Raw genomic sequence first — 23,369 nt, 5'->3', positions numbered from 1 at the left:
ATTCTAGCGAAAGGATGGCATCTAAATGGTAGTCAAAGCAAACCAAGGAAATGTTAAGAGAGTAGCAACATTATATCGAGTATCAACCAAGAAGCAGCTTGATCGCTCATCCACAGATAATGGAGGTGATATTCCGTCTCAGCAAAAAGCGTGCAAGGAATTTATTGAGCGTCAGCCGGGTTGGACATTGGTCGAGGAATATTACGAAAAGGGTGTTTCGGGATTTAAGAAACGCGCAGCGGATCGGGATGTGATTCAGCAGGCAAAAGAAGACGCGTTGAAAGAACGTTTTGATGTTCTCTTAGTTTTTATGTTTGATCGACTTGGGCGTATTGACGATGAGACGCCATTTATTCTCCAGTGGTTTGTAGAACATGGAATTGAAATGTGGTCGGTCGTAGAAGGACAACAAAAGTTGAATGAGCATGTTGACAAGCTTATTAATTACATTCGCTTTTGGCAAGCCAGCGGCGAGAGTATCAAGACCTCTATTCGCGTAAATGAGAAACACTCGCAAATGGTAGAGGAAGGGGTTTATCGTGGTGGTTCGGTTCCGTATGGATACAAAACTGAAAAATCAGGAACCTTTAATAAAAAAGGAAAAGAACTCTTAAAAGTTGTTATTGATGAAGAACAGGCATCAGTTGTTTCATTAATTTATGATCTTGTTGATCTTGAAGGCTACGGTCAATATCGAATTGCAAAGCAATTAAATGAAAAGTTAATTCCGAGCCCTACTGGAAAGAGGTGGACTTCAGCAACGGTTGGCTCTATATTACGGAATCCAATGTATAAGGGGTATATGGTATACGGTCGTAATACAGATAAAGAAGTTATGTCTGAAAAACCAATTCCTGAGCTAGTCATAATTGATGAAGCTAAATGGACCAGAGTTCGGTTGGTCTGTAATGGCAGGAGTCCTGAAAAGGTCAAGAAGGAGAAGCCAAACTTTACAATCAAGTCAACTAAAAGTTCTCTGCTCTTTGTTGGTTTAGCTAGGTGTGGGCATTGTGGTAGTCCTCTAACTACAACTTATAATCGCAAAACCTATAAAAAGAAAGATGGGACAGTAAAAGAGTTCAAATCGGCAAAGTATCGGTGTGCTGGAAAGGCGCAACTAAGAGTTGAATGTGATGGTCAAACTTTGTATTCACCTAGACGTATTGAAGGGGTTGTCTTGGATGAAATTTTCGGTTATTTAGATCAGCTTAAATCTATTGACCTTACTGTGCAAATTGAAAGTTTCAGAAAACAAAATATGGTGGATGAAATGAAAGAAGTACGTAGACTTCAGAGAAAGACTGAAGAAGCGGACTCTGATTTGTCTGCCCTTACTAAGGAAGTACCCAAATCAATCTTAGGCAAAAGTAACTTTAAACCAGAATTGCTGAATGCTTTAATTGAGGAGAAGGAAAAGGAACTTTCGGAGTTGAAAGAGCAATTATTGAAGGCAGAAGAATCACTTACTGCCAAAAAAATCGAGTTAGATGAAATGGTTGAGATTCAAAAACATATACCTGTGTGGCGGGAGGTATTTGAAAAAGCTTCAATCGAGCGAAAAAAGATGATGCTTAGTTCAATTGTTGAAGGTATAGTTATTCACCGAGATAAGGTTGAAGTCAAACTGAAACTTCATATTCGTGAGTTCTTAGGAACTACGAGGAATTATACAACTGTTTTGAACAACTCCAATTCGTTAATTGGGAAGCTCCTAACTTATCACACCTCAGCAGCAAATGCTTAATTCCTAGGCTCTTGCCTAATCAGCAAGAGCCTTACTCCGTTGATTTTCCACACCGTTAGTGATATCATATCTTTTATCGATCCTGATTATGTTTTTGGGGCTGTGTAAGTAACAACGGTGGGAGAGCGCATCGCTGGCAGCGATGAGGTCAGGGGTTCGATCCCCCTTGGCTCCACCAAACGTATAAATGGAACGCGCCAATGCGGGCGCGTTTTTTTGCGTTTGGTGGAGCGTTACAAGGGGGTCGAACCAGGGGCGTTCAGCGCGGACGGAGTGATGTGTTGCCTCATGGAATAAGCGTCAACGGAGGAGCACGGCATCGATATCAACCTTAGCGCTCTACATCGGCGAATCGGCTTCGGCAGTAAAGTTAATGAAGATATCGTTATCCCCCTTGGCTCCACCAAATCGCCTACAAACCCTTGATTCATAAGGTTTTTTTCTGTTATATACAGAGCTTTACACCATTCATAAGTACGGAGTGTAGGTAACAGTTGGGTATTACCAATCGATCCGTCATTATAGTCGAAGTAGCCGTGGTCACAGCTGTGGTCACAAAAAAGTTAATACCTATAATCTGATCACAGACGGTCACACGATTATGTGAAATCAAAAAAGGCTTTGTCCGTATGAATTCCATCATACGAGCAAAACCTTTATTGTGAAGCAGTTGAATTGCCGAATATTTTGTCTCCATGTCGCTTAGCTGTATCTTTATGAACAGTTGGAAGGACATGGTGGTAAGTGCCAAGAGTAATCTTCACATCCGAATGTCCGAGGATTTCTTGGACAACTCTTGGGTTGACTCCATCCATTAACATAAGCGTGGCTACGGTGTGCCTTAGATCGTGGAATCGAATCTTTGGAACTTCGGCCATCTTAATTATGTTGTAGAAAGTACATGACAGATTCCTTGGCGACACAGGCGTTCCCTTAGCTGTACATATGACGAGATCGTTATCTTGATATGCGATGCTTGCGGCTTCTTTCTCCCTTGCTACGAGTCGCTCCTGATTGAGTAGCGCATTCACCGTCCTGGTATCGATTGAGATTGTTCTGGAACTACTTTTGGTTTTGGTCTGTGTAAGCAGTTCCTTCCCATCGTGACTCAATGTTTGTCTTACATTCAACACTTCATTGTCGAAATCAATATCCTTCCACCGAAGACCGAGTATTTCACTTTGTCTCATCCCTGTTGCCAGAGCAAGATGGAATGCTAAGTAATAGCGGTCGTTACGAGCACATTCCAGAAACTTGCTTACTTCTTCGATAGACCAGACGCTCATCTCCAGGGATATAACTTTTGGTGTCTCAGCATCCCTTACAGGATTAGATGTAACGTACTTTCTTTTCATAGCTTCCTCAAAAGGGCTCTTGAGGATCTTGTGAATATCAAGCACCGTTCCGCTGCCTAATCCCTTTTCCTCAGATAACGTAACATAGAACTTCTCGACCTGGGCTGTCGTTATCTTGGCAATCTCATGAAACCCTAAATGGGGAACGGTATGCCTCTGAACATGCCCCGTGTACATTTCAAGAGTGACACGGCGCAGCTTAAGCGATTGCTTTGCAACCACTCTGTTAAGAAATCAGAATAGGTTAGCTTGGTCGGCCTAACGAAGATAAAGATGATGTTCGCCGCCTGACTTTATGGCGGGAAAAAGGCATGAATTCGCCATTCGGTGTGGCGGAGCCAAACCGAATAAACAGCCGACAATAGCCTAATCCCTTCTGTACAATGACGGTGGATTAGGCTATTGTCGATTAAAAAGGAAAATGCTCCCGAACCTTTGGCGAGGATCCCCGGGAGCATTCACTTCATCATGTCAAAAATACTTTATTTCGGCCTTTCTTGCAAGGCTTATTTACGCACATTCGGAAATCAATCTCCTGACGTCCAGCTCTGCTGTGAAAACTGCGGTCGGCTTCTCCATAAACACGGTCGTTATTGGCGAGGAATTGTGACGAAGCATGAGGTCATCCAGATCCCGATCTACCGTCGATATTGTCCTACCTGTAGAATAACAATCTCCCTCCTGCCGGAGTTCCTGATTCCATGGGCCCGGTATGCGACTTGGGTGCGAGAAGCGGCATTAAAGCGCAAGCACAAGGGATTCTCTTGGCGGCAGACGACAGAAAGCACAACAACTCCTGCCGTGCGTTATAGCCGCCGTACGTTGAAACGCTGGTGGGCAAGACATCTGCGCCGCGCAGCGGATGCAGCACTATGGGTTGCTGGGAAACTCGTAGCCCAGGGGGACGACACGGATATGCTCCACCTTTACCCCACCATGATGAACCCAACGACAATGGCTACGTTGGATTGGCTGGACAAACTGTTACCCCGATTCATCCCCGCTGGCGCATCCAGACGGGGCTATTGGACGTTTCTAAATGCGAGGTTACCTGTAGCATCACGCTTATAAATCCCTTCAGCATCCACCGCCAAGGAGCAAGGCAAACGAAAATCGCCTCCAAAATTGCTTTAAAAATCGCCTGGACGGCAAGTTGCCCTCCTGATCCCACAAAATATGCGCCCTCCCTGGCTTCTAGCGTCTATGCGATACTCTCATAGACCACAGGGAGAGGAGATTTAGCATGGATGAGCAAGCAAGGCAGCAAGAAGCCAACTTCCGTTATGGCTTAATTGCATCACTGGTTAGCCGCAAATTGGATCCCGGAGAACAGATGGCGTTGATGCGCGAAATTGTAAGCCATGAGTATGAAACGTCGTCGGGACAGCGAAGGAGAATTAGTCTACGAACGCTTGAGCGATATTTAAAAGCGTATCGCGAAGGCGGATGGGAGGCGCTGTTGCCCTCCGTCCGAGCAGACAAACTCACGACCAGGGAAATCCCCGAGGATGTGCTTGCCAAAGCGATTGCCTTAAAGCAGGAGCAACCCGGCCGAAGCGTCAGGCAGATTATTGCGATTCTGGAACTGGCGGCATTCGTGGCCCCCGGCACCCTGAAAGAAAGCACGCTTAGCAAGCAGCTTCGCCGCCGCGGCGTCACGCGCAAAGCGTTACTGAATACGGGGTGGAGCCACTTTCGCCGGTTTGAAGCCACGCACCGAAATAGCATGTGGCAAGGCGATGTGCAGCATACCCTTTACCTTCCGCATCCGGACAAGCCCGGCAAGAAGGTCATGGCCTATCTGGTTATTTTCATTGACGATTACTCTCGCTTCGTTGTGCATGGCCAGTTCTATTTCGAGGAACGTGTGGCCCGGCTGGAGGATTGCCTGAAGAAGGCGATTTTAAAGAACGGAGTGCCGGAAATGATCTATGTCGATAACGGCGCCATCTATTCTTCACACCATTTTGAGCGGATTTGCGGGCGACTGGGGGCAGAGCTTAAGCATACTCGCCCCGGACGTCCTATGGGACGCGGGAAGCAAGAAAAGTTCTTCCGATTTGTCGACCAGAGCTTTGTGCCGGAGGCATACGACCTGATTGAACAAGGGAAGATCCAGACGCTTAACGATTTGAATCGATTCTTCTCGGCGTGGCTTGAGATTGCTTACCACCAGAAAGTCCACAACAGCTTTAAGCAGCGCCCAGTCGACCGATACCAAAAAGACGACCACCCGATTCGCATGTTGCCGCCGCATGAACTCATAGAAGTATTCTTGCTGGAGGAATCCCGCAAAGTGGACAAAACGGGATGCATCTCGCTGCTGGGCACGATATTCGAGGTCCAGACAGAGCTTGCCGGCTCGAAGATTCAGGTGCGATTCGATCCGCACGACCTGTCCGTCATCCAGGTGTGGAAGGACGGCCAGCGCTATGAAGACGCGAAGCCAATGAAGCTCCGCGATCCGAAAAACCGGCCGAAGCAGGATGAACCGAAGGCCGTCATGCAACCGCCGAAGACGGGCCTCAACTATGTGGAATTATTGGTGGAAGAACAGAAACGGCAGACCCGCGAAGCGCAAGGCGCTGCGCTTTCGCGAGCGATGAAAGAGGTGAATCGCTCATGATTCGTGGTTTCTTCGGGTGGGAGCGCGTTCCGTTCACCCGGGAGATTGAAACACGGCATCTGCACCGCTCCAAGCGATTCGAAGAATGTGTAGCACGGATGCAGTATATGGTGATGACTCGCTCGATTGGCTGCGTCACCGGTGAAATTGGCTGCGGCAAGTCGACAGCCGTTCGCTACTTGAAAGACCAACTGGATCCGAACAAGTACCGGTTTATCTATCTGTCGGATGCGAATCTGAAACCAAGGGACTTTTACCGTGAACTCCTCCACCACTTCGGCTTGCCGCCCAAGTTTCTGCGCAGCGAAGCCAAACGGCAATTCCAGCACCTCGTATGGGATTTGTACGAGAACCAGCAGAAGGTCGCCGTTATTGTCGTGGATGAAGCGCACCTGCTTTCAGGAGACATGCTGCAAGAAATACGCTTTTTGACGAATTTTCGTATGGACTCGATTTCGCCGCTTGCCCTGCTGCTCATTGGACAGCCGGAACTACAGGCCACGTTGCAACTGAGAATCTTCAAGCCGATTACACAGCGGATGAACGTGCGTTTTCATTTGGAAGGCTTGTCGCTCGAGGAGTGCCGCGATTACATCTCCCACCAATTGGAGGTTGCCGGAAGTACAGGGCCGGTGTTTACGACAGAAGCGATGGACGCCATATACGCGCATGCTCGGGGGATATGCCGAGAGATAAATAACGTCTGCACCGCTGCGCTTCTGGATGCAGTGCTGCGAAAAGACAAAATGATTGATACCGTCCATGTGACGAGGATCCTAGCTGAATTTAAGGAACAGTGAGGGATGACAAATATGAATGAGATACGATTTCATGGAGATACCGAGCGTTGGAACGTGTACGATGGAGAAGAGTTGCTTTGCTCGCTACGTTGTGGTGATGCCGTGATGATTCAAGTAGGAAAGCACTTCTTGCCATCCAACCTTGAGCTCGATACGGACTGGTACGTGAAGTTTGGAAATTCGAAGTTCTGGCTCCACCGACATGCCAAGTACCGCGTCCGACCGCTGTTCTAACTGCTCTTCGAGTCTGTAAAATACTTTGTGTAAACTCTCAAACCTACTAAAATGAAATCATGGAGAGGTTGGGGAGCACACATGGGATTATGGACGAAAGAGCAGCTGCGGAGTTTCATCAAGGAGAATAATCTGGTCACCGCACAGGATGCGCAGAATGCGCTAAAGGACCTGTTTGCCGAAACGCTGCAAGAAATGCTAGAGGCCGAAATGGATACGCACCTGGGCTATAGCAAGCATGACGTGCAGAACAAGCAGACGAAGAACAGTCGCAACGGTAAGAGCAAGAAAATCGTCACTAGCGAGTACGGCGACCAGGAGATTGCCGTGCCACGGGATCGCCTGGGCGAGTTCGAGCCGCTCGTGGTGAAGAAGCATCAGTCCAACGTGACGGGGATCGAGGATCAGATCGTCGCCCTGTACGCCAAAGGCGTCAGCACGCGGGAGATCCAGGACCATCTGCAGAATCTCTATGGTTTGGAGGTCTCGCCAACCTTTATTTCCAATGTCACGAATAAGATCATTCCGCTCATCAAAGAGTGGCAGAATCGGCCGTTGCAGGGCGTATACGCGGTCGTCTTCCTGGACGCCATCCACTTCAAGGTGAAGCAAGACGGGGCGATCGTGAACAAAGCCGCCTACCTGGTCATTGGGATCGACATGGACGGCAACAAGGACGTGCTGGGCATGTGGATCGGCTAGAACGAGTCCGCGAAGTTCTGGCTGAGCGTCTTGAACGATCTTAAGAATCGCGGCGTTCAGGACATCCTTATCACCTGTGTCGACAACCTCACGGGCTTCTCCCAGGCGATCTCTGCCTGTTATCCGAAGACGGAGATTCAGAAGTGCATCATCCACCAGATCCGCAACTCCACGCGCTACGTCTCCTACAAGGATCTGAAGAAGGTGACGGCCGATCTGAAGCCCATCTACAAGGCTGCTACGGAGGAAATGGCTCTGCTGGAACTCGACCGCTTTGAGGAGACGTGGGGCGCCAAGTATCCCCTTATTGTCCGCTCATGGCGCAGCAATTGGGACGAACTCGCCACCTTCTTCAAGTATCCGCCTGAGCTTCGTAAGCTCATCTACACGACGAACATGATTGAGAGCTATCATCGCCAATTGCGAAAAGTCACCAAAGGGAAAAGCATCTTCCCAAGCGACGAGGCGCTACTGAAAATGCTGTACTTAGGGCTTGCTGAACGAACAAAAAATCCTTATTCCACAAGGGATTTGAGCTACTTTTGTCGAATTTATCTGCAAGGAAAACATAGAAAATTGGCAAAAAACCTTGCAGATGGAGTGAGCGAACGTGTTCGTGCCGAATCGGGATATGGCAGATCTGTTGGAAAATTTCTACTTACCCTTTGGCGGGAAGCTTAATCCTGGGAATCGCTGGGTACAGCTTGCCGCACTCATCCCTTGGGATAAAGTGGAAGAGAAATACTTCCAATCCTTCTCATCGATCGGCATCGGTCAAAAAGCATATTCGGTTCGCATTGCACTCGGTGCCCTCATCATCAAGGAGCGCCTTGGTTTAAGTGATCGGGAGACCACGCTGCAGATCCAGGAAAATCCGTATTTGCAGTTTTTTCTCGGCTACAAGGAGTACGTGGACGCAGAGCCGTTTCATCATTCGCTCATGACGCATTTTCGGGAACGACTCAGCATCGAGATCCTTGCGGAGGTCAATGATTGGATTGCACAAGCGGCATTGAAAGCGGAACAAGAAGAAGCTGCAAAATCTAAATCCAAGAAACCATCGAGACGAGACAACGATGACGACGACATCGGCGGTTCTCAGTTGACCATGATGGAGTCAGAGAAAGTTCTCACCATTCCCGAGGAAGTTCATGCCCCGGCTAAGAATCACCGCAACGCGACAAAACGGTTCCATGTTTTGCCGCCCGCGTGCGAGCCGACAGCAAACGCCATGAATAAGGGAACCCTCATGCTGGACGCTACATGCGCACCTGCGGACATCAAATATCCAACGGATTTGGGGCTCTTGAATCATGCCCGAGAAATCCTCGAAGATATCATCGATGTGTTGCACCATCCCCATATCGGACAGATGGAAAAGCCGCGAACCTACCGCGAGCAAGCCCGGAAAGCGTTCCTGGGCGTCTCCAAACAACGCAAAGCGTCAGGCAAAGTGATTCGAAAAGCCGTTAAGAAGCAACTCGGCTATGTGGGCAGAGATTTGCGAATCATTGAAGAACTCATAAAGCACACGCCGCTTGCGGCACTGTGCAAAAGACAATATCGCTTGCTTCTCGTGATCTCGGAGCTATACCGGCAGCAGCGTGACATGATGGAGAACAAGACGCATACCGTACCGGATCGCATTGTGAGCATCGAACAGCCGCATGTTCGTCCGATCGTCCGCGGCAAAGCCGGCGCTAACGTGGAATTCGGCGCTAAAATCGCCGCCAGTCTGGTTGATGGCTACGCCTGGATCGAAACGGCTGGGTGGGACAGCTTCAACGAGGCGACCACGCTGCAGGATTCGGTGGAAGCGTACAAACAGCGGTTCGGATATTTCCCCGCCGTCATTCTGGCCGACAAGATCTACCGCAATCGCGATAACCTGAACTACTGCAAGGAACGCGGGATTCGTCTTAGCGGCCCGAAGCTTGGCAGGCCATCCAAAGAACAACGTGACGCCGATGATCGAAAGCAAGAGAAGCAAGACGCTGCACAGCGCAATGCGATCGAAGGAAAGTTCGGCGAAGGCAAACGCAAGTTGGGTTTGGGCCGAATTTGCTCCCGCGGTGCTCATACAAGTTTAACTGTCATCGCTATCCAGTTTCTGGTTATGAACCTGGAACGGCGACTGCGGGTTCTTTTTTTCTCTTTTTTCAGATTCATTGCGTTCCGTCCGATTTTTTGCATGAAAACCGCAAAGAAAATCACGGTCTAGGCTCATGCGTTGGGAGCAGCTTAAATTGATCTTGTTCAGCAAGCCCTACTTAGTCACGATGGACGTCACCCGCAAATGGACCGGTCGTGTTCAAAACTGGGGACAGATGCTCCTGCAGCTCTCCGTCTTCTTTCCGGACCGGATCGGCCAGCACTTACCTTGAGGAGGCTAATCTCCCCTTCGGAGAGATGCCTATAAAAGAGTTTACACAAAATTATTGACAGACCCTGCTCTTCGGAGCAGTTTTTTTACGCCGACAAACAAAGGCGAAATATAATTGTCTCCGAAACGGCGGTGAGGAAAGCAAAAAGCCACCGTCATTGGCGGTTCCGAATCTACCGTCAATTAAAGTGGCTGATGACAACATGGAAATCAAAGGAAACCAATTTTGCAATTTGTAATGCATCCTCGTTAACATATTTAGTTAACTCTGACTTGACATCAAGTTCATCTACGATTGCAACAACTTTGTTCGATTTTACATCGACCCAATGACCACGTAGACCCAAAATTTTCTTTGACTGCATTAGGTCACTAAGATTGAGATTATAATTTTCAAGCTCCTTTTTTGAATACTTTACCACTTCATAATCAACATCTTCTTGATTCTCGTTAATTCCCATCAATTTTCCCTTTTGATCTTCATTTAATATTTGCACAATATATTTACTTTTTTGATCATCATAATAAATTCCTTCAACATTAATTCCATTGGACGCGGCTTCATTAACAAGGGAATTTACTCGCTCAAATTGCTCTGCTTGGGCTTTAATTTTTTCTTGTTGTTGTTTCGGAATACTTTCAACACTAGTATACTGAGCATTTGATAAATTGTTGTGTTCATCAGAAGCACTTACTAACGACATATTTAGGATACATAAGATTAAGATTAAGATTGCACTTAAAGCTACCTTGTTTCTCTTCACTATTCTCGTCTCCTTGATCATAGTATTTTTAAAAAAACACATAAAATTCTTAATACGGAAGTAGAATCCTCCCTTCTCATCTTTATACATATTGTAACATTCTTTTACAAGAGGTGAATAGGACTTAACGATCGATTTTTTATAGAGTATTGACAATTATTATATATAAACTCAATTTCTCTCCCCTGTACAAGATCTCTTTCAAGATCCTGGATTGTATAGCTCATAGTCTGATCCCTACCTTTACCTTTACCTTTACCGCCTCGTTCAAGCGTCCGGCTTGCCGGGCTGCTCCCTGAAATAATCGACCACTTTCCGGATGAACGTGTTGGCCGCCTGGCCGAGAAACCGGTCCGACCGGTGCATCAGCTCCAGGCTGCGAATCGGAGGATCTTCGGCGATCCGGATGCAGCGAAGGCCCTTCCGGTTCATCGACCGGATGAGCGGATAAGGCTGGATGGTCGCGCCGATATTCGACTCCACCAGCCGGATCAGCGGCGTTACGGAGCTGGTCTCCATGATGGTTCGCAGGGCAAAGCCGTGCCGGAGGCAGCTTTCCTCCACCAGATCCCTCCCGATGTAGCCGATCGGGAACATGACCGTATCCACTTCCCGCAGCTCCTCGTAAGCGATCGTCCGGCGTTCCGCCAGCGGATGGTTCTCCGATACGACCAGCACGTATTCTTCGCGGCACAGCGGAATGCGCACCAGCCGGTTGTCGGGAAAGGTCATCAGGCCGATTCCGATATCGACCTCGTTTCCCAGCACCTTCTGAACGATCTCGACCGTCGAAATGATTTTCAGTTGAATGCGCGGAAATTCGGAATGAAAGTCGACCAGCAGATCGGGCATCCGGTAGTCCAGGTCGGAGGGAAGAACGCCGACGTTCAACAAGCCGCGCCGATGATCCCGGAGCTCGGCGATCGCATCCATCGTGTTATCCAGTTGGCGGACAAGCTGCCGGGCGTGCTCCCGGAGCAGGAGGCCGGCCTGGGTGAGAACGATCTTTTTTCCGACGCGGTCGAAAAGGGGGACCTGCAGCTCGTCTTCCATCGTCTTGATTTGCAGGCTCAAGGTCGGCTGGGAAATGCCGAGCTTTTCCGCGGCTTTCGTAAAATGAAGTTCCTCGCATACGGCCAAAAACGTTTTGAGCTGGCGAAGTTCCATTGTTTTGCGCCTCATATCATTGGTTTTTTCAATGATTATAATAGTAACCATTGTATTGATCAATGGACCGGGGGTGATTACACTTTAAGGACAAATCACACCGTTTGGTTGGAGGCGACTTGTTTTTGAAAACGTTCCTGTTCGTCATCGCTCTTTTTCTGGCATCGCTCAATTTGCGGCCCTCCATTTCTTCCGTGTCGCCTCTACTGGAAACGATCCGAAGCGATCTGGGCATGAGCGGCTTCGCGGCAAGCCTGCTGACGACGCTGCCCGTCCTCTGCATGGGGATCTTCGCTCCGAGCGCCGTAAGATGGAGCTCGCGCTGGGGGACGGAACGCTCGCTCGCCGCCGCCGTCGCTCTGATCGGAGCGGCGACGCTGCTTCGGTACGCCGCTTATTCCCCGGCTTTGCTGTTTGCGACCGCGCTCCTGGCCGGAGTCGGCATCGCGGTTTCCGGACCGCTGCTGTCCGGCTTCATCAAAAAGCATTTCGCGAAAAGGGAATCCTTCTTCATCGGGATTTACTCGATGACGCTGATGATCGGCGCGGCCTTGAGCTCCGGCCTGTCCGTGCCGCTCCAAGGGGCGTTCGGCGGATCGTGGCGGGCGTCTCTGGCTTTTTGGGGATGGCTCGCGGGTGCGACTCTGGCGCTCTTGCTGCGGATCGCCCGGCAATCGGGGAAGCCGATTCCCTCGAAAGCCGGCGCGACGGCAGGGCGGCGGCTTCCGCTGCGGGATTCCCGCGCCTGGCTGCTGACCCTCTTTTTCGGCCTCGTTTCCTTCGTTTACTATTCCATTTTGGCGCGGCTCGGACCCGTTGCCGAAGCTTTGGGGCATGGGCGGACGGTCGGCGGCGCCGTGCTGACGCTATTCTCGCTCGTCTCAATGCCGGTCGGACTAGCGGTGCCGGTACTGATGAGTCGTTCCGGCAACCGTCTGCATGTCGGGCTTGTGCTCGTCGCGTTCGATGGACGGCCGCGATCCTGCTCGGCCTTGAAGCCGGCGGTTTGCTCCCGCTCGTCTTGACGCTGCCGGTCATGAAAGCGCGAAGTCCGGAGGAGACATGCGCCTGGTTCGCCATGACCCAATCTGGCGGTTATTTAATCGGCGCTTTCGGCCCCCTTCTTGTCGGGCTGTCCCACGATCATTCCGGTGGCTACGCGCTGTCGTTTTGCGGGTTGGCCGTGCTGGCGTTCGGGATGATTCCGATTTTGGTTCGGACTGTCAAAGGATGAAGCCTCTGGCCCGCTTTTAGCGGGTCGGCGGCTGCCTTCACCGTGCTAAAGCGCGTTTGGGATGCTTGCAATGTTCCGGCTTCGAGGCGCGGGCGATTTCGCTTTTCGCGAAGCCTGGGCAAACCATTCTGTTTTCGGATCGGCGTCATAGAATAGAATGCAAGGGGGCGGATGACATGGGATTTCAAACGGTCCTGGCAGTTCTGCTTGCGCTTTCGTGTTCGGCCGGTTTCATCCTGTTTCGCAAAAACGCGGTTCCGATCGTCCGCCGCCCCTTTTCCGCCGCCGGGAAGCTGTCCGTCATCATTCCCGCGAGAAACGAAGAGAAAAGCCTTCCTTTTCTTCTGGAATCGCTTCGCCGTCAAAGCCTGCCGCCGCACGAGATCATCGTCGTGGACGACGCTTCGGAAGACCGGACGAAGGAAATCGCCGAAAGCTGCGGGGTCGAAACGATCGAAAATCCGCCGCTTCCCCCCGGCTGGACGGGCAAAAACTGGGCGGTCTGGAACGGTTACGCCCGGTCTTCCGGCGATTTGATCGCTTTTCTGGACGCCGACGTCAGATTGGCCCCGCACGCGCTGGAGTCGCTGCTTGCGGCAAGAGAGCGTACGGGCGGCGTCATCTCCGTCGTGCCGTTTCATCATACGGAGAAATTGTACGAACGGCTGGCGCTTATCCCCAACATTTTGGGCATCTTCGCGTTTACGTCCCCTTTTGAAAAAAACAACCCGCAGAAAGGCCTGTACGGCTCCTGCATCTTCGCGAAGAGAGCGGACTACGACCGGGCCAAAGGGCATGAGGGAGTCAAGTCCGAGCTGCTCGACGATCTGAGTCTGGGCGCAAACTTCGCGAAAGCCGGCATTCCGGTCACGAACTTTATCGGTCGCGGGCTGGTGTCCTTCCGCATGTACCCCGGCGGCATCCGCAGCGAAGTGGAAGGCTTCGGCAAAGGCGCGGCGCTGAGCGCCGGCAAGTTGAGCCTGAAAACGGTGCTCCTGACGGCTTTCTGGCTTGCCGGGCTCCTGGCCGCGGAAGCGGCGCCGTTTTTCCTGCATACGCCGGCAGGGCTTCCCCTGGCTGCGGGTTACCTTCTTTTTACGCTGCAAATGATTTATTTCGTTAACTATACGGGCCGTTTCGGAAAATGGATGCCGCTCCTGCATCCGCTGAGCACGGCCTTTTTCCTGTTCGTCATGCTTTATTCGCTGTATCGGGTGCTGTTCGTAGGACGCGTGGCCTGGAAGGGAAGAGATATCGACCTGGGAGGCTGACGTGAACGATGATACTCGTATGGACGGCGGTTTCGTTTTTGACCGGCTCCCTCATGTTCTCCTACTGGCTGGGCCTGATCGCCCGCCGCAATTTGAGAACGGTCGGCGACGGGAATCCCGGGGGACTGAATTTGTGGAAAGCGGCCGGGTTTGCGTACGGTTTGTCCGGGATCGCGCTCGATTTTTTAAAAGGGTACGTGCCGGTCCTCGCGCTGGCGGGTTCCGGCTCCATTTCCGGTTACGGCATCGTTCCGGTCGCTCTCGCTCCCGTTGCGGGCCATGCCTTTTCCCCGTTTATGAAGGGAAGGGGAGGCAAGGCGATCGCGGTCACGTTCGGCGTCTGGAGCGGATTGACCGGATTCGGCGCGTCCTTGGCCTATGCCGTCATTCTCGCGATTTTGCTGGCGGCCGGGCGCTTGCGGCGGAAAGGCAGGCCGTCGTCCTCCGCGGCCGACGGCTTTCAGGTGGTGATCGGCATGCTGCTTCTTGGCGTCTATTTGCTGGCGGGCGGGTATTCGCGGGAGATTCTGGCGTTTTGGCTGGGCAACTTTTTGCTGCTCTTTTATACGCATCGGCGGGAGCTGCGGCAAATCGCGAAGCGGGAGAAGTCGCCTTGACTCCGGATTCCGGCAGGCATAGTATGGAGGCAAAGGTTCTGTGCGGGAGCGATCGAAATGAATCCGGAAAACGGAAATAAGCCCTACCTGACAAGAGAGCGCATCCTGGAGCTGTTTGCGGAAGTCGATAAGGAATTGGGAGGCCAGCCTAAAATCGAAGTGTTCGTGGTGGGATATTCCGCTCTGGTGCTGGCCAGAAAAGGCAGCCGGGGCTCGAACGACGTCGACATTATTCCTTCCAGGTTTTCCCGGGCGTTTTCCCGTTACGGTTTTGAAGTATTCGACGAGCATTACTTTTACCTGCCTTCCGATTACAAGACCAGAGCGCGAAAAGTGGAACGCGAATATGACAATCTGGCAGTCCGTTACGCCGATCCGCACGATATTTGGTTTACGAAGCTGGCGGCGTTCAGGAACAAGGACAGGTTCGATATGATTCGGATGATTCGGGAACGAGTCGTTGACGTTTCGGTACTCGATCGGCTGTTCGATTCATGGAACCGACATTGGTTCGACGGCAGCGCCGAGCTGGAGGCCAATTTCGCGGAGGTGAAGCATGAGGCTGCCTGTCAAGATCGTTCCGGAGACGGAGTATAAGCAGGCGTTCCGAAAATACGTTTTCGGGCTTGCGGAAAAGTGGCTTGACGAGAAACTGGAAGCGGAGAAGCCGGACGCCGTTCTGACGCGAATCCGGAAGGCTTCTCATCGAAATCATCGGCTGACATATTTGCCGTACTTGCTTCCGTTCGCCGACGTTCGGTATGAGGGGGCCGTTCCGAAGGAAACGGTTGCCGCCATGCGCGCCGCGCTGTTCGGCATGAGGATGAACGGTCTGCCGTATAACGACTTCATGCTCGACCGCTTCTGCGACATCTTGTTGGAAGGGGCGGATCCCGCGGATTTCCCCGGAACTCCGCTTCCGGAGGACTATAAGGACTTGCAAAAGCTGATTTGGACGTTCGTCCAGTCCTTCCGGCGGGATGTGAATTTGCGATACCCGGGCGAGGATGAGGCGATTTAGGGTCAGAATGCAGGAGCGTTAGGGAGGAATTTTCATCTCGGGTTGAACTTGAAAAGTTTTTCGCAAATCGCCAAGCCGCCTTTTGGGCGGTTTTTTTCTTTTGTCCGAAATTTTCGACTCTAATCCGCCATCGATTGTTTGCCGCCGACAGCGGCGGCGAAAGGGGAAATGGCGGCACCGAGATCGGCAAGACGAACTCTCGAAAGCTGATTCTAATTCGGCCTCCTGCGGGTAAATAGGTCGTATCAGCCTTTTTTAGGAGAGTGATTGCGTTGAAACTCGTCTTGTTGTCCGGAGGATCGGGCAAACGTCTGTGGCCGCTGTCGAACGATTCCAGATCGAAACAATTCTTGAAAGTTCTAGAGGGGCCGAACGGCGAAGCCGAATCGATGGTGCAGCGGGTATGGCGGCAGCTGTCGAAAGCCGGTTTCGGGCAGTCCGCCTGCGTGGCCACGAACCGCGCGCAATCGGAAATGATCATGAGCCAGCTTGGACCGGACGTGCCGCTGATCGTCGAACCGGAGCGGCGGGACACGTTCCCGGCGATCGCGCTGGCGGCTTCCTACCTGTACTCCGTCGATAACGATTCGCCCGATACGATCGTGACGGTGCTTCCGGTCGACCCGTACGTGGAGGATGGCTTTTTCGAGCGAATCCGGCAGCTCGAGCGGGCGCTGCGGGATACGGGAGCGAACCTGGCGCTGATGGGCGTCGTGCCGACCGTGCCGTCCGAGAAGTACGGGTATATCGTGCCGTCGGACGAGGACAGCGGAGCCGAAGGCGTCCTGCGAGTCGGCAGCTTCCGCGAAAAGCCGGACCGCGCGGCGGCCGAGCGGCTGATCGCGAGCGGAGCGCTCTGGAATTGCGGCGTGTTCGCGTTCCGCCTCGAGTATATGCTGCGCAAGCTGACGGAGCTCGGACTGCCGATCCGCTTCGAAAAGCTGTCGGAAAGCTACGGCGAGCTGCCGAAGACGAGCTTCGACTACGCGGTGGCGGAAAAAGAGGAGCGCATCGTCGTGCTGCCGTACGAGGGAGAATGGAAAGATCTCGGTACGTGGAACACGCTCACGGAAGAGATGAGCGGCAATCAGATCGGCACAGGCATCGTCACGGCCGATTCCGAAAACACGCATCTAATCAACGAGCTGGGCATTCCGGTTGCGGTTATCGGCATCCGCGGCGCGGTCGTTGCGGCAAGTCCCGACGGCATTCTGGTGACGTCCAAGGAGGAAAGCCCGCGCATCAAGGATGTGATCGACGACGTGCGGCAGCGGCCGATGTACGAGGAGCGGCGATGGGGGCGTTACCGCGTCGTGGATTACGTGAAATATCCGGAAGGGTACGAGGTGCTGACGAAGCGCATTCTGATTCGGGCCGGCCGGTGGATCAGCTACCAGTTGCACTACAAACGGAGCGAAATCTGGACGATCGTCAGCGGCGTGGCGGATATCGTCATCAACGACAAGCCGTATCAAGTAAAGCCGGGGGACGTCGTGCGCATTCCCGAAGGAACGAAGCACAGCATCAAGGGGATAACCGACGTGGAACTTATCGAGGTGCAAACGGGCAGCGAGCTGATCGAGGAGGATATCGTCCGGATTTGCGCCGACTGGAACGATATCCCCATCCATCAGTTTATTTGACGGGCGAGACCGGTTGTAGGCGCGCGGTCGCCGGTTCATGGGAAGCGGCGAGAACGTCTTCATTTTAGTGCATTCAAGGACGCCGGAAGGCGTCCTTTCGTCGTCCTGAAAAATGATTAAATGCCTCGCCACCATATATTTCTCGAAATCGACTCGGCCTCCGCGGATCCAGTTGGGTCGTGATTACTCATCTCAACCCGCCAGACGCACATAGCCGCTCGCAGTTGAGTAAAAATAACCCATCTTACCGCCTCCGCACGCAGCTAACGATCCATTTGAGTCGTGGCTACTCATCTCAACCCGCCAAACGCACATAGCCGCTCGCAGTTGAGTAAAAATGCCCCATCTGGCCGCCTCCGCACGCACGCTGACCTTTTTTCGGTACCTGCTCAGGGAACGTGAGAACGGCGCGAGAGATGCTGCGTTCCGATCCCCGAAGTATGGCCGTCAGCCTTCCTTCCGACACGATCCTCTAGTATTTCCCATAAAATTAGGCGTATATTGACAACGATTGTCGCTTCATAATTATGAAAATATTCACTCTTTTTATTTTTATTAACTCCATATAAAATGGGCTACAAAAGGAAAACGGAGCCGTTTCGCCGCGCCGTTTCGGCTCCGTTCGGGCGGCGGCCCGGCGACAGCCCGGGCGCGACGGCCGCCGGAAGGAGGAGGCCATGAGGAAGCCCGCGGCATTGTTGAAATCGGTATCCTTGTTCGGAGCGGCCGCCGTGCTCGGCTGCGGCTGCAGCCTTTTCTCCGCCCCTTCCGTTTCGCACTCGGATGCCAGCGCCCCGTTGCCCGACGTTTCGATCGTCATCAACGGACTGGACATGCCTTATCCGGAAGGGATGGACGAGAACGACAATCCGTATCTCGATTATATCGAAAGCCATACCGGCCTCGACGTGGACGTGCTGCTGCCGCCGCTCGACGTTTACGAAGACAAGCTGAACGCGATCATGGCTTCGGGCGTGCTGCCCGACCTGATCAACGTGAGCAACGGGGTATGGGTGGACAATTATGTCCGGCAAGGCGCGCTTCTCCCCCTCGACGACCTGCTGGAGAGCTATGGGCGGAACTTGCTGGAAAACATCCCCGAGGCGCTTTGGGATCAAGTCCGCTACGAGGGGGAAATTTACGCGATTCCGAGCGAGTACGAGGTCAAGGGGATGGAGCTGATGTACGTCCGCAAGGACTGGCTCGACAGGCTCGGACTTGCGCCCCCGACGACGCTGGACGAATATGCCGAAGTCATTCGCGCCTTTGCGGAAGACGACCCGGACGGCAACGGCATCGACGATACATACGGCCTTATTTTGACGGAAGAGCTTGGCCGCTCGAGCCCATTCTTCGGCGCGTTCGGCACCCAGCCGGACCAGTGGCTCGAGCGGGACGGACAGCTTGTCTACGGCGGCATCGTGCCGGAGACGAAGGAAGCGCTGGCTTTTCTGGCGCGCCTGTACGCCGAAGGCTGGCTGGAGCCGATGTTTCCGCTCAACCAGACGGCGAATCTCGCCGAGCAGGTCGAGGCGGGCAAAATCGGCCTGTACTCGGCCGCCTGGTACGATACGCGCGGCATTATCCGTAACAGCAAGGCGCACAATCCCGCGGCGGAATGGATTGCGCTGGAATACCCTGTCGGTCCCCGTGGCGATTCCGGCGTGTACGCAACGAAGCCGGTCCGGTCCTACAACGTCATTCCGGCGGGGAGCGACCATCCCGAGGCGGCGGTGCAGTTTCTCGATTTTACGGCGGGGGAAGGGTACGAAACGCTGAAGCTCGGCTTCGAAAACGATGTCTGGCGCATGGAAAACGGCCGGATGAAGACCGATTTCAAGGAGCACAACAAGCACCAGTACAGAGGCATCTATCAGGCGCTGACGGATTACTATAATCCGGAATTGAACGAACAGCGCTTCGACTCGCTCGGCGAGTTCCATCTGACGGAAAATTTGCGCATCATCGAACGAAATATCGTTCCGGATGCGTTCGTCGGCTTGGCGACGCCGTCGATGAGCCGATACATGCGCGAGCTGAAGGAGCTGCAGACGAGCGTGTTCGACCGGATCGTCCTCGGACTCGAGCCGCTTGACGCCTTCGACGAGTTCGTCGCGGATTGGCATGCCGCCGGGGGAGCCGAAACGACCCGCGAAGTCAACGAATGGTACCGCGCGCAGAAGAGGGGAACGGGGCGATAGGGCATGCGAATCGGGATCGGCGGAATCCGGGAGGCGTTTTCCCGCAACATCCAGTTCAGGTTGACCTTTTACTTTCTGATCATTCTGCTGCCGCTGATGACGATCAGCATTTACGCCGTCGAGCAGTCCAAGCGGAATTTGTACGAGCAGACGATCGAGCGCGCCGAGCTTGCGCTTTCGTCCACGATGGACTATATGAATCTGACGCTGCAAAACGCGGAACAGCTGTCGACGATCATCGCGACCGATCCGACGCTGCTCGGGCTGCTCGAAGGCATCGAGCCGGAGCTTTCGGCGCAGTCGATCATGGATTTTTCGGAAATTTTGAAGCAGTTGTCGAATTTGAAGTCGAGCAACCCGTTCGCGCAGAAAATATCCGTCTACCACGCCGCGTCCAATACGCTCGTCTCGACCAGCTACGGCGCGAGGAAGCTGACGAACGGGGAGCAGCAGTGGATTTCCGCGACGGTGGATCGGATCGGCACCGGCATTTTGTACAAAACCGGGACCGACGTCGTCCTGGATTTGGCGACGAACAGCCCGGAGCTGCTGTCCGACAGCCTGTCGCTCGTCCGCTCCATGGATTTGTACAATTTGCGAAGGCAGCCGAACGCGCTCATCATCTCGCTGGACAAGAGCAAGCTGCGGAGCATGATCCGGTCGCTGCTTCCTTCGCCCAACGCTTACGTTTCCTTGTACGGGCAGGACGGTTCGATGATCGTCGGGGAAGGGCGGGCCGACACGGAAGCGGCGTTCCGGACGGCCCCCTCCTCCATGCTCTCCGCCGCGATCCAGTCGGAGTACTCCGGCTGGCGGATGACGCTGCTCCAGCCGAAAAACGAAGTGTTCAGCCGGACGAACCAGCTTCAGGGCTACATTTATCTGATCGTCGGGCTCAGCGTTTTGCTCGCGGTCGTCATTTCCTGGACGGTGTACCGGGGCATCGCCGCGCCGGTCAAGCGCCTGGCCCGCGGCATGAAGCGAATGAGCGCCGGCGTGCTCGACGTAACGGTCGACCACAAGCGCAAGGACGAGCTCGGCTTTCTGATGAACGCCTTCAACCAGATGGCGCTTTACCAGAAGCACCTGATCGAGGATCATTACGAGCAGCAGCTGCGCATCGCGCGGACGGAGCTGAAATTTTTGCAGTCCCAGATCAATCCGCATTTTTTGTACAATACGCTCGATTCCATCTACTGGACCTCCAAAAACTACGAGGCCGGCGAAATCGAGGAGATGGTGCTCAATCTCTCGAAATTTTTCCGGCTGAGCCTTAACAAGGGCAAGGACGTCATCCCGGTCCGGGAAAGCATCGAGCATCTTCACTATTACGTCCGCATTCAGCAGCTGAAGTTTTTGGACAGCTTTTCCGTGCGGTACGAAATCGAGCCCGAGGCGGAATCCGTGCCGATTTTGAAGCTGCTGCTGCAGCCGCTTGTCGAAAACGCGATTTTGCACGGGATGGAAGGTCGCGAGGACGGGGGAGAGCTGGTCGTCTCCGGCCGGATCGACGGGCCAGATCTCGTGCTGGAGGTGCGGGACAACGGGAAGGGAATGCCTTACGAGCGCCTCGCTCTGCTGCATGCCGAGCTGGACGGGCTGAAGCAGCGCGATTTCCGGCTGCTGTCCCTCGCCGAGGAGGAACGCGCGGATTTCTTCGGGCTGCGCAACATTATGACCCGGATGCTGCTCTATTACGGCCCGGAAGCCGATTTGAAAATCGACAGCGCGGAAAACGGCGGGACGGCGGCGGCGATCCGGATTCCGCTCGCGCGGTGCCGGTATGAGCAAAACCCGGACGAAACGGAAGAGGACGGAAAAAAAGCGGGTTAACGCCGACAACGAGGAGTGACATCGGATGAACTTGATGATCGTGGAGGACGAGGCGCGGCTGCGGCAGTCGCTCGCGGGCTCCATTCCGTGGGAGGAAAACGGGATCGAGGTGGTGGCGCTGGCGGCGAACGGCGCGGAAGCGCTTCGGCTGTTCGACCTGAAAAAGCCGGACATCGTGCTGCTCGACGTGCAGATGCCGGAGATGGACGGGCTGACGCTCGTCCGCGCGCTGAGGGAAAAGGACGCCCTCATGAAGGCGGTCATCCTGAGCGGGCACGACAACTTCGCGTACGCGCAGCAGGCGATGGAGGCGGGCGTGTCCAGCTATTTGCTGAAGCCGGCCGGGGAGCGCGACATTCTCGAAGCTGTCGCGGGGGCGGCCGCCCAGCTTCGGCAGGAGCTCGACCGGCGATACGGCGAGGAGCTGCTGCGCCGCAAATGGGACGACCACCTGCCGCAGCTTCGGGACGCCTTCTGCAACCGGCTGTTCCGGGGCGAATTCGCGCCCGGCGAAGCGGAGCGGCTGGCGTCCGAATACGGCCTGGAGCAGGGAGAAGGCAGCCGGTATGCGGTGGCCGTGCTCGATGCCGAGCCGGAGACGGGCGGGAGAACGGGAGCGATGGCGGAAGAAGCCGCCCCCGGCATGACGTCCGGCGAAAGGCTCGGCGAAGCTTCCGGCGGGATTCCCGCGGACCGCGCCAAGGCTCGTTTTTCCGTCTATTTGCTGGCGCAATCGCTGCTCGGCTGCGACGGCTGCTGGATCAGCATGGACGGCCAGGGCTATGTCGCTCTTATTTTCGCGCTGCCGCCCGGGGAAGAGGCGGGGGCGGCCGACGTGATGCGGGCCGGCGCCGCGCTGGACAAGCTGATGATCCGGGCGCGCGAGGGGCTCGGCATCGTCTGCACGGCCGGCATCAGCGGCGCGGCCGAAGGCCTGCACGAGCTGCGCCGGCTATACCGCCAGGCGTGCCGGGCGCTGCAGGACCGCATCGTGTACGGTACGGGCATCGCCATCCCGTACCGCGAAGCGGAGGAGACGGCCGCGGCCGCCTCCTCCGCTCCGGCGGCCGGGGCCGAGCTGGAGAACGCGCTCGAAGCCGCGCTCGAAACCGGGGATGCGGAAGCGGCGCGGCGCGCTTTTTACGCGATCTGGAACGTCAGCCTGTCGGAGGCCGGGACGGTCGACGAGCTGTACGACGGCATTTTGGCCGTGAGCAGCCTGCTGCTGCGTTTTATCCAAAGGCAGGGAATGAGCGCGCGCGAGACGCTGCGGGAGCACTACCCGTATTTCCAAAACGCGAAGCTTCTGACGACGAAGGAGCAGATCCGGGACTGGCTGGACGGCAGCGCGGCGGCGATCGCGGAATCCCAACACCGCCGGCGCAAGGAGAGGCGGCACCATTTCGTCACGGAGCTTCTTGCGATCGCGCGCGAGGAGATCGACCGGGACGTGACGCTCCATATGGCGGCGGAGAGGCTGTTCGTCAACCCGTCGTATTTGAGCCGGCTGTTCAAGCAGGAGATGGGACAAACCTTCTCCGCTTACGTGCTCGAGCTGAAAATGGAGAAGGCCAAGCAGGCGCTCGGAGAGGGAGCCAAAGTGTACGACGCCGCCCGGATGGTCGGCTATCGCGATGTCAGCTATTTTACGAAAGTGTTCCGGAAATTTTGGGGAGTGACCCCCGGAGAGCTGAGGCAATGACATCAAACTACCAAAAACGGTCATGATCCTCTCCTACTAACGCCGCCCGTTTCCCCCTAAACTTGAAGCTGT

The 23,369-nt window shown here is 54.1% G+C and carries 20 protein-coding genes, 1 tRNA gene and 1 pseudogene; 19 read left to right on the top strand and 3 right to left on the bottom strand.

Annotated features, from left to right (window positions below):
* Positions 1-25: 25 nt before the first annotated feature.
* The gene (locus tag B7E11_RS09190; RefSeq protein WP_080833563.1) at positions 26-1,744 is read left to right on the top strand and encodes a recombinase family protein; all 1,719 of its coding nucleotides are present in this window, start codon (positions 26-28) and stop codon (positions 1,742-1,744) included.
* 96 nt (positions 1,745-1,840) lie between these two features.
* Positions 1,841-1,922 (top strand) — tRNA-OTHER (locus tag B7E11_RS09185).
* A gap of 478 nt (positions 1,923-2,400) precedes the next feature.
* Here the strand turns inward: B7E11_RS09185 and B7E11_RS09180 are convergent.
* On the bottom strand, positions 2,401-3,321 hold the full coding sequence (locus tag B7E11_RS09180; protein WP_139787127.1) for a tyrosine-type recombinase/integrase: 921 nt from the start codon (positions 3,319-3,321) through the stop codon (positions 2,401-2,403).
* A 246-nt stretch (positions 3,322-3,567) separates the two neighbouring features.
* Here B7E11_RS09180 and B7E11_RS30950 point away from each other — a divergent pair, with 246 nt between their 5' ends.
* The 7 genes and pseudogenes from B7E11_RS30950 to B7E11_RS29485 all read left to right on the top strand — a co-directional run bounded on the left by B7E11_RS30950 (position 3,568) and on the right by B7E11_RS29485 (position 9,845).
* Positions 3,568-4,170, top strand: coding sequence for a DUF6431 domain-containing protein (locus B7E11_RS30950; RefSeq protein ID WP_425430061.1), 603 nt, complete (start codon positions 3,568-3,570; stop codon positions 4,168-4,170).
* Between the two features lie 172 nt (positions 4,171-4,342).
* Positions 4,343-5,725, top strand: a complete 1,383-nt coding sequence (locus tag B7E11_RS09175; protein ID WP_080832306.1) for a DDE-type integrase/transposase/recombinase — start codon at positions 4,343-4,345, stop codon at positions 5,723-5,725.
* Positions 5,722-6,525, top strand: a complete 804-nt coding sequence (locus B7E11_RS09170) for an ExeA family protein (protein WP_080832318.1) — start codon at positions 5,722-5,724, stop codon at positions 6,523-6,525. Before B7E11_RS09175 ends, B7E11_RS09170 begins: the two co-directional genes overlap by 4 nt.
* A 3-nt stretch (positions 6,526-6,528) precedes the next feature.
* A complete protein-coding gene (locus B7E11_RS30945; RefSeq protein WP_080832308.1) occupies positions 6,529-6,759 on the top strand; it encodes a DUF5348 domain-containing protein in 231 nt (76 codons plus the stop codon).
* Between the two features lie 81 nt (positions 6,760-6,840).
* Positions 6,841-7,950 (top strand): annotated as a pseudogene (locus B7E11_RS09160) (IS256 family transposase); the annotation flags it as partial.
* A 142-nt stretch (positions 7,951-8,092) separates the two neighbouring features.
* Positions 8,093-9,682, top strand: a complete 1,590-nt coding sequence (locus B7E11_RS09155; RefSeq protein ID WP_080833559.1) for an IS5 family transposase — start codon at positions 8,093-8,095, stop codon at positions 9,680-9,682.
* Positions 9,683-9,707: 25 nt separating this feature from the next.
* The gene (locus B7E11_RS29485; protein ID WP_176220664.1) at positions 9,708-9,845 is read left to right on the top strand and encodes a hypothetical protein; all 138 of its coding nucleotides are present in this window, start codon (positions 9,708-9,710) and stop codon (positions 9,843-9,845) included.
* 178 nt (positions 9,846-10,023) lie between these two features.
* Here B7E11_RS29485 and B7E11_RS09150 read toward each other — a convergent pair whose 3' ends face one another.
* Together B7E11_RS09150 and B7E11_RS09145 are read right to left on the bottom strand one after the other, a co-directional pair.
* Positions 10,024-10,608 (bottom strand): hypothetical protein, encoded by a 585-nt coding sequence (locus B7E11_RS09150; protein WP_139787126.1) that lies wholly within the window; start codon positions 10,606-10,608, stop codon positions 10,024-10,026.
* Between the two features lie 267 nt (positions 10,609-10,875).
* Complete coding sequence (locus B7E11_RS09145; RefSeq protein ID WP_080833555.1) at positions 10,876-11,775, bottom strand: LysR family transcriptional regulator; 900 nt, start codon at positions 11,773-11,775, stop codon at positions 10,876-10,878.
* Between the two features lie 125 nt (positions 11,776-11,900).
* Here B7E11_RS09145 and B7E11_RS09140 point away from each other — a divergent pair, with 125 nt between their 5' ends.
* The 10 genes from B7E11_RS09140 (at position 11,901) to B7E11_RS09095 (ending at position 23,297) form a co-directional block, all read left to right on the top strand.
* Complete coding sequence (locus B7E11_RS09140; RefSeq protein ID WP_176220663.1) at positions 11,901-12,800, top strand: MFS transporter; 900 nt, start codon at positions 11,901-11,903, stop codon at positions 12,798-12,800.
* Complete coding sequence (locus tag B7E11_RS09135) at positions 12,782-13,009, top strand: hypothetical protein (protein ID WP_080833551.1); 228 nt, start codon at positions 12,782-12,784, stop codon at positions 13,007-13,009. Before B7E11_RS09140 ends, B7E11_RS09135 begins: the two co-directional genes overlap by 19 nt.
* Positions 13,010-13,185: 176 nt before the next feature.
* On the top strand, positions 13,186-14,280 hold the full coding sequence (locus B7E11_RS09130) for a glycosyltransferase (protein ID WP_080833549.1): 1,095 nt from the start codon (positions 13,186-13,188) through the stop codon (positions 14,278-14,280).
* An 8-nt stretch (positions 14,281-14,288) separates the two neighbouring features.
* Positions 14,289-14,897 (top strand): glycerol-3-phosphate acyltransferase, encoded by a 609-nt coding sequence (locus tag B7E11_RS09125; protein ID WP_080833546.1) that lies wholly within the window; start codon positions 14,289-14,291, stop codon positions 14,895-14,897.
* A gap of 57 nt (positions 14,898-14,954) precedes the next feature.
* Entirely contained in the window at positions 14,955-15,494 is a 540-nt protein-coding gene (locus B7E11_RS09120; RefSeq protein ID WP_080833543.1) for a DUF6036 family nucleotidyltransferase, read from the top strand.
* Positions 15,454-15,918, top strand: coding sequence for a hypothetical protein (locus tag B7E11_RS09115; RefSeq protein WP_080833541.1), 465 nt, complete (start codon positions 15,454-15,456; stop codon positions 15,916-15,918). The genes B7E11_RS09120 and B7E11_RS09115 overlap by 41 nt, the downstream gene beginning before the upstream one ends.
* Positions 15,919-16,190: 272 nt before the next feature.
* Positions 16,191-17,561, top strand: a complete 1,371-nt coding sequence (locus B7E11_RS09110) for a sugar phosphate nucleotidyltransferase (protein ID WP_080833539.1) — start codon at positions 16,191-16,193, stop codon at positions 17,559-17,561.
* 677 nt (positions 17,562-18,238) lie between these two features.
* The gene (locus B7E11_RS09105; RefSeq protein WP_080833537.1) at positions 18,239-19,762 is read left to right on the top strand and encodes an extracellular solute-binding protein; all 1,524 of its coding nucleotides are present in this window, start codon (positions 18,239-18,241) and stop codon (positions 19,760-19,762) included.
* A 3-nt stretch (positions 19,763-19,765) separates the two neighbouring features.
* Positions 19,766-21,595 (top strand): sensor histidine kinase, encoded by a 1,830-nt coding sequence (locus B7E11_RS09100; RefSeq protein ID WP_080833535.1) that lies wholly within the window; start codon positions 19,766-19,768, stop codon positions 21,593-21,595.
* 25 nt (positions 21,596-21,620) lie between these two features.
* Positions 21,621-23,297 (top strand): response regulator, encoded by a 1,677-nt coding sequence (locus B7E11_RS09095; protein WP_080833533.1) that lies wholly within the window; start codon positions 21,621-21,623, stop codon positions 23,295-23,297.
* The last annotated feature ends 72 nt before the right edge of the window (positions 23,298-23,369 follow it).

Source organism: Cohnella massiliensis (assembly GCF_900169535.1).
Lineage (GTDB): Bacteria > Bacillota > Bacilli > Paenibacillales > Paenibacillaceae > Cohnella > Cohnella algarum.
This window is presented reverse-complemented; position numbering and strand designations above follow the sequence as displayed.

Bases quoted from the DNA above. Each gene is read 5' to 3' on its own strand.
- B7E11_RS09170 (WP_080832318.1), top strand. From the start codon at position 5,722: ATGATTCGTGGTTTCTTCGGGTGGGAGCGCGTTCCGTTCACCCGGGAG.
- B7E11_RS09100 (WP_080833535.1), top strand. From the start codon at position 19,766: ATGCGAATCGGGATCGGCGGAATCCGGGAGGCGTTTTCCCGCAACATC.
- B7E11_RS30950 (WP_425430061.1), top strand. From the start codon at position 3,568: ATGTCAAAAATACTTTATTTCGGCCTTTCTTGCAAGGCTTATTTACGC.
- B7E11_RS09130 (WP_080833549.1), top strand. From the start codon at position 13,186: ATGGGATTTCAAACGGTCCTGGCAGTTCTGCTTGCGCTTTCGTGTTCG.
- B7E11_RS09105 (WP_080833537.1), top strand. From the start codon at position 18,239: ATGAGGAAGCCCGCGGCATTGTTGAAATCGGTATCCTTGTTCGGAGCG.
- B7E11_RS09190 (WP_080833563.1), top strand. From the start codon at position 26: ATGGTAGTCAAAGCAAACCAAGGAAATGTTAAGAGAGTAGCAACATTA.
- B7E11_RS09095 (WP_080833533.1), top strand. From the start codon at position 21,621: ATGAACTTGATGATCGTGGAGGACGAGGCGCGGCTGCGGCAGTCGCTC.
- B7E11_RS09125 (WP_080833546.1), top strand. From the start codon at position 14,289: ATGATACTCGTATGGACGGCGGTTTCGTTTTTGACCGGCTCCCTCATG.
- B7E11_RS09175 (WP_080832306.1), top strand. From the start codon at position 4,343: ATGGATGAGCAAGCAAGGCAGCAAGAAGCCAACTTCCGTTATGGCTTA.
- B7E11_RS09115 (WP_080833541.1), top strand. From the start codon at position 15,454: ATGAGGCTGCCTGTCAAGATCGTTCCGGAGACGGAGTATAAGCAGGCG.
- B7E11_RS09155 (WP_080833559.1), top strand. From the start codon at position 8,093: ATGGCAGATCTGTTGGAAAATTTCTACTTACCCTTTGGCGGGAAGCTT.
- B7E11_RS30945 (WP_080832308.1), top strand. From the start codon at position 6,529: ATGACAAATATGAATGAGATACGATTTCATGGAGATACCGAGCGTTGG.
- B7E11_RS09120 (WP_080833543.1), top strand. From the start codon at position 14,955: ATGAATCCGGAAAACGGAAATAAGCCCTACCTGACAAGAGAGCGCATC.
- B7E11_RS09145 (WP_080833555.1), bottom strand. From the start codon at position 11,775: ATGGAACTTCGCCAGCTCAAAACGTTTTTGGCCGTATGCGAGGAACTT.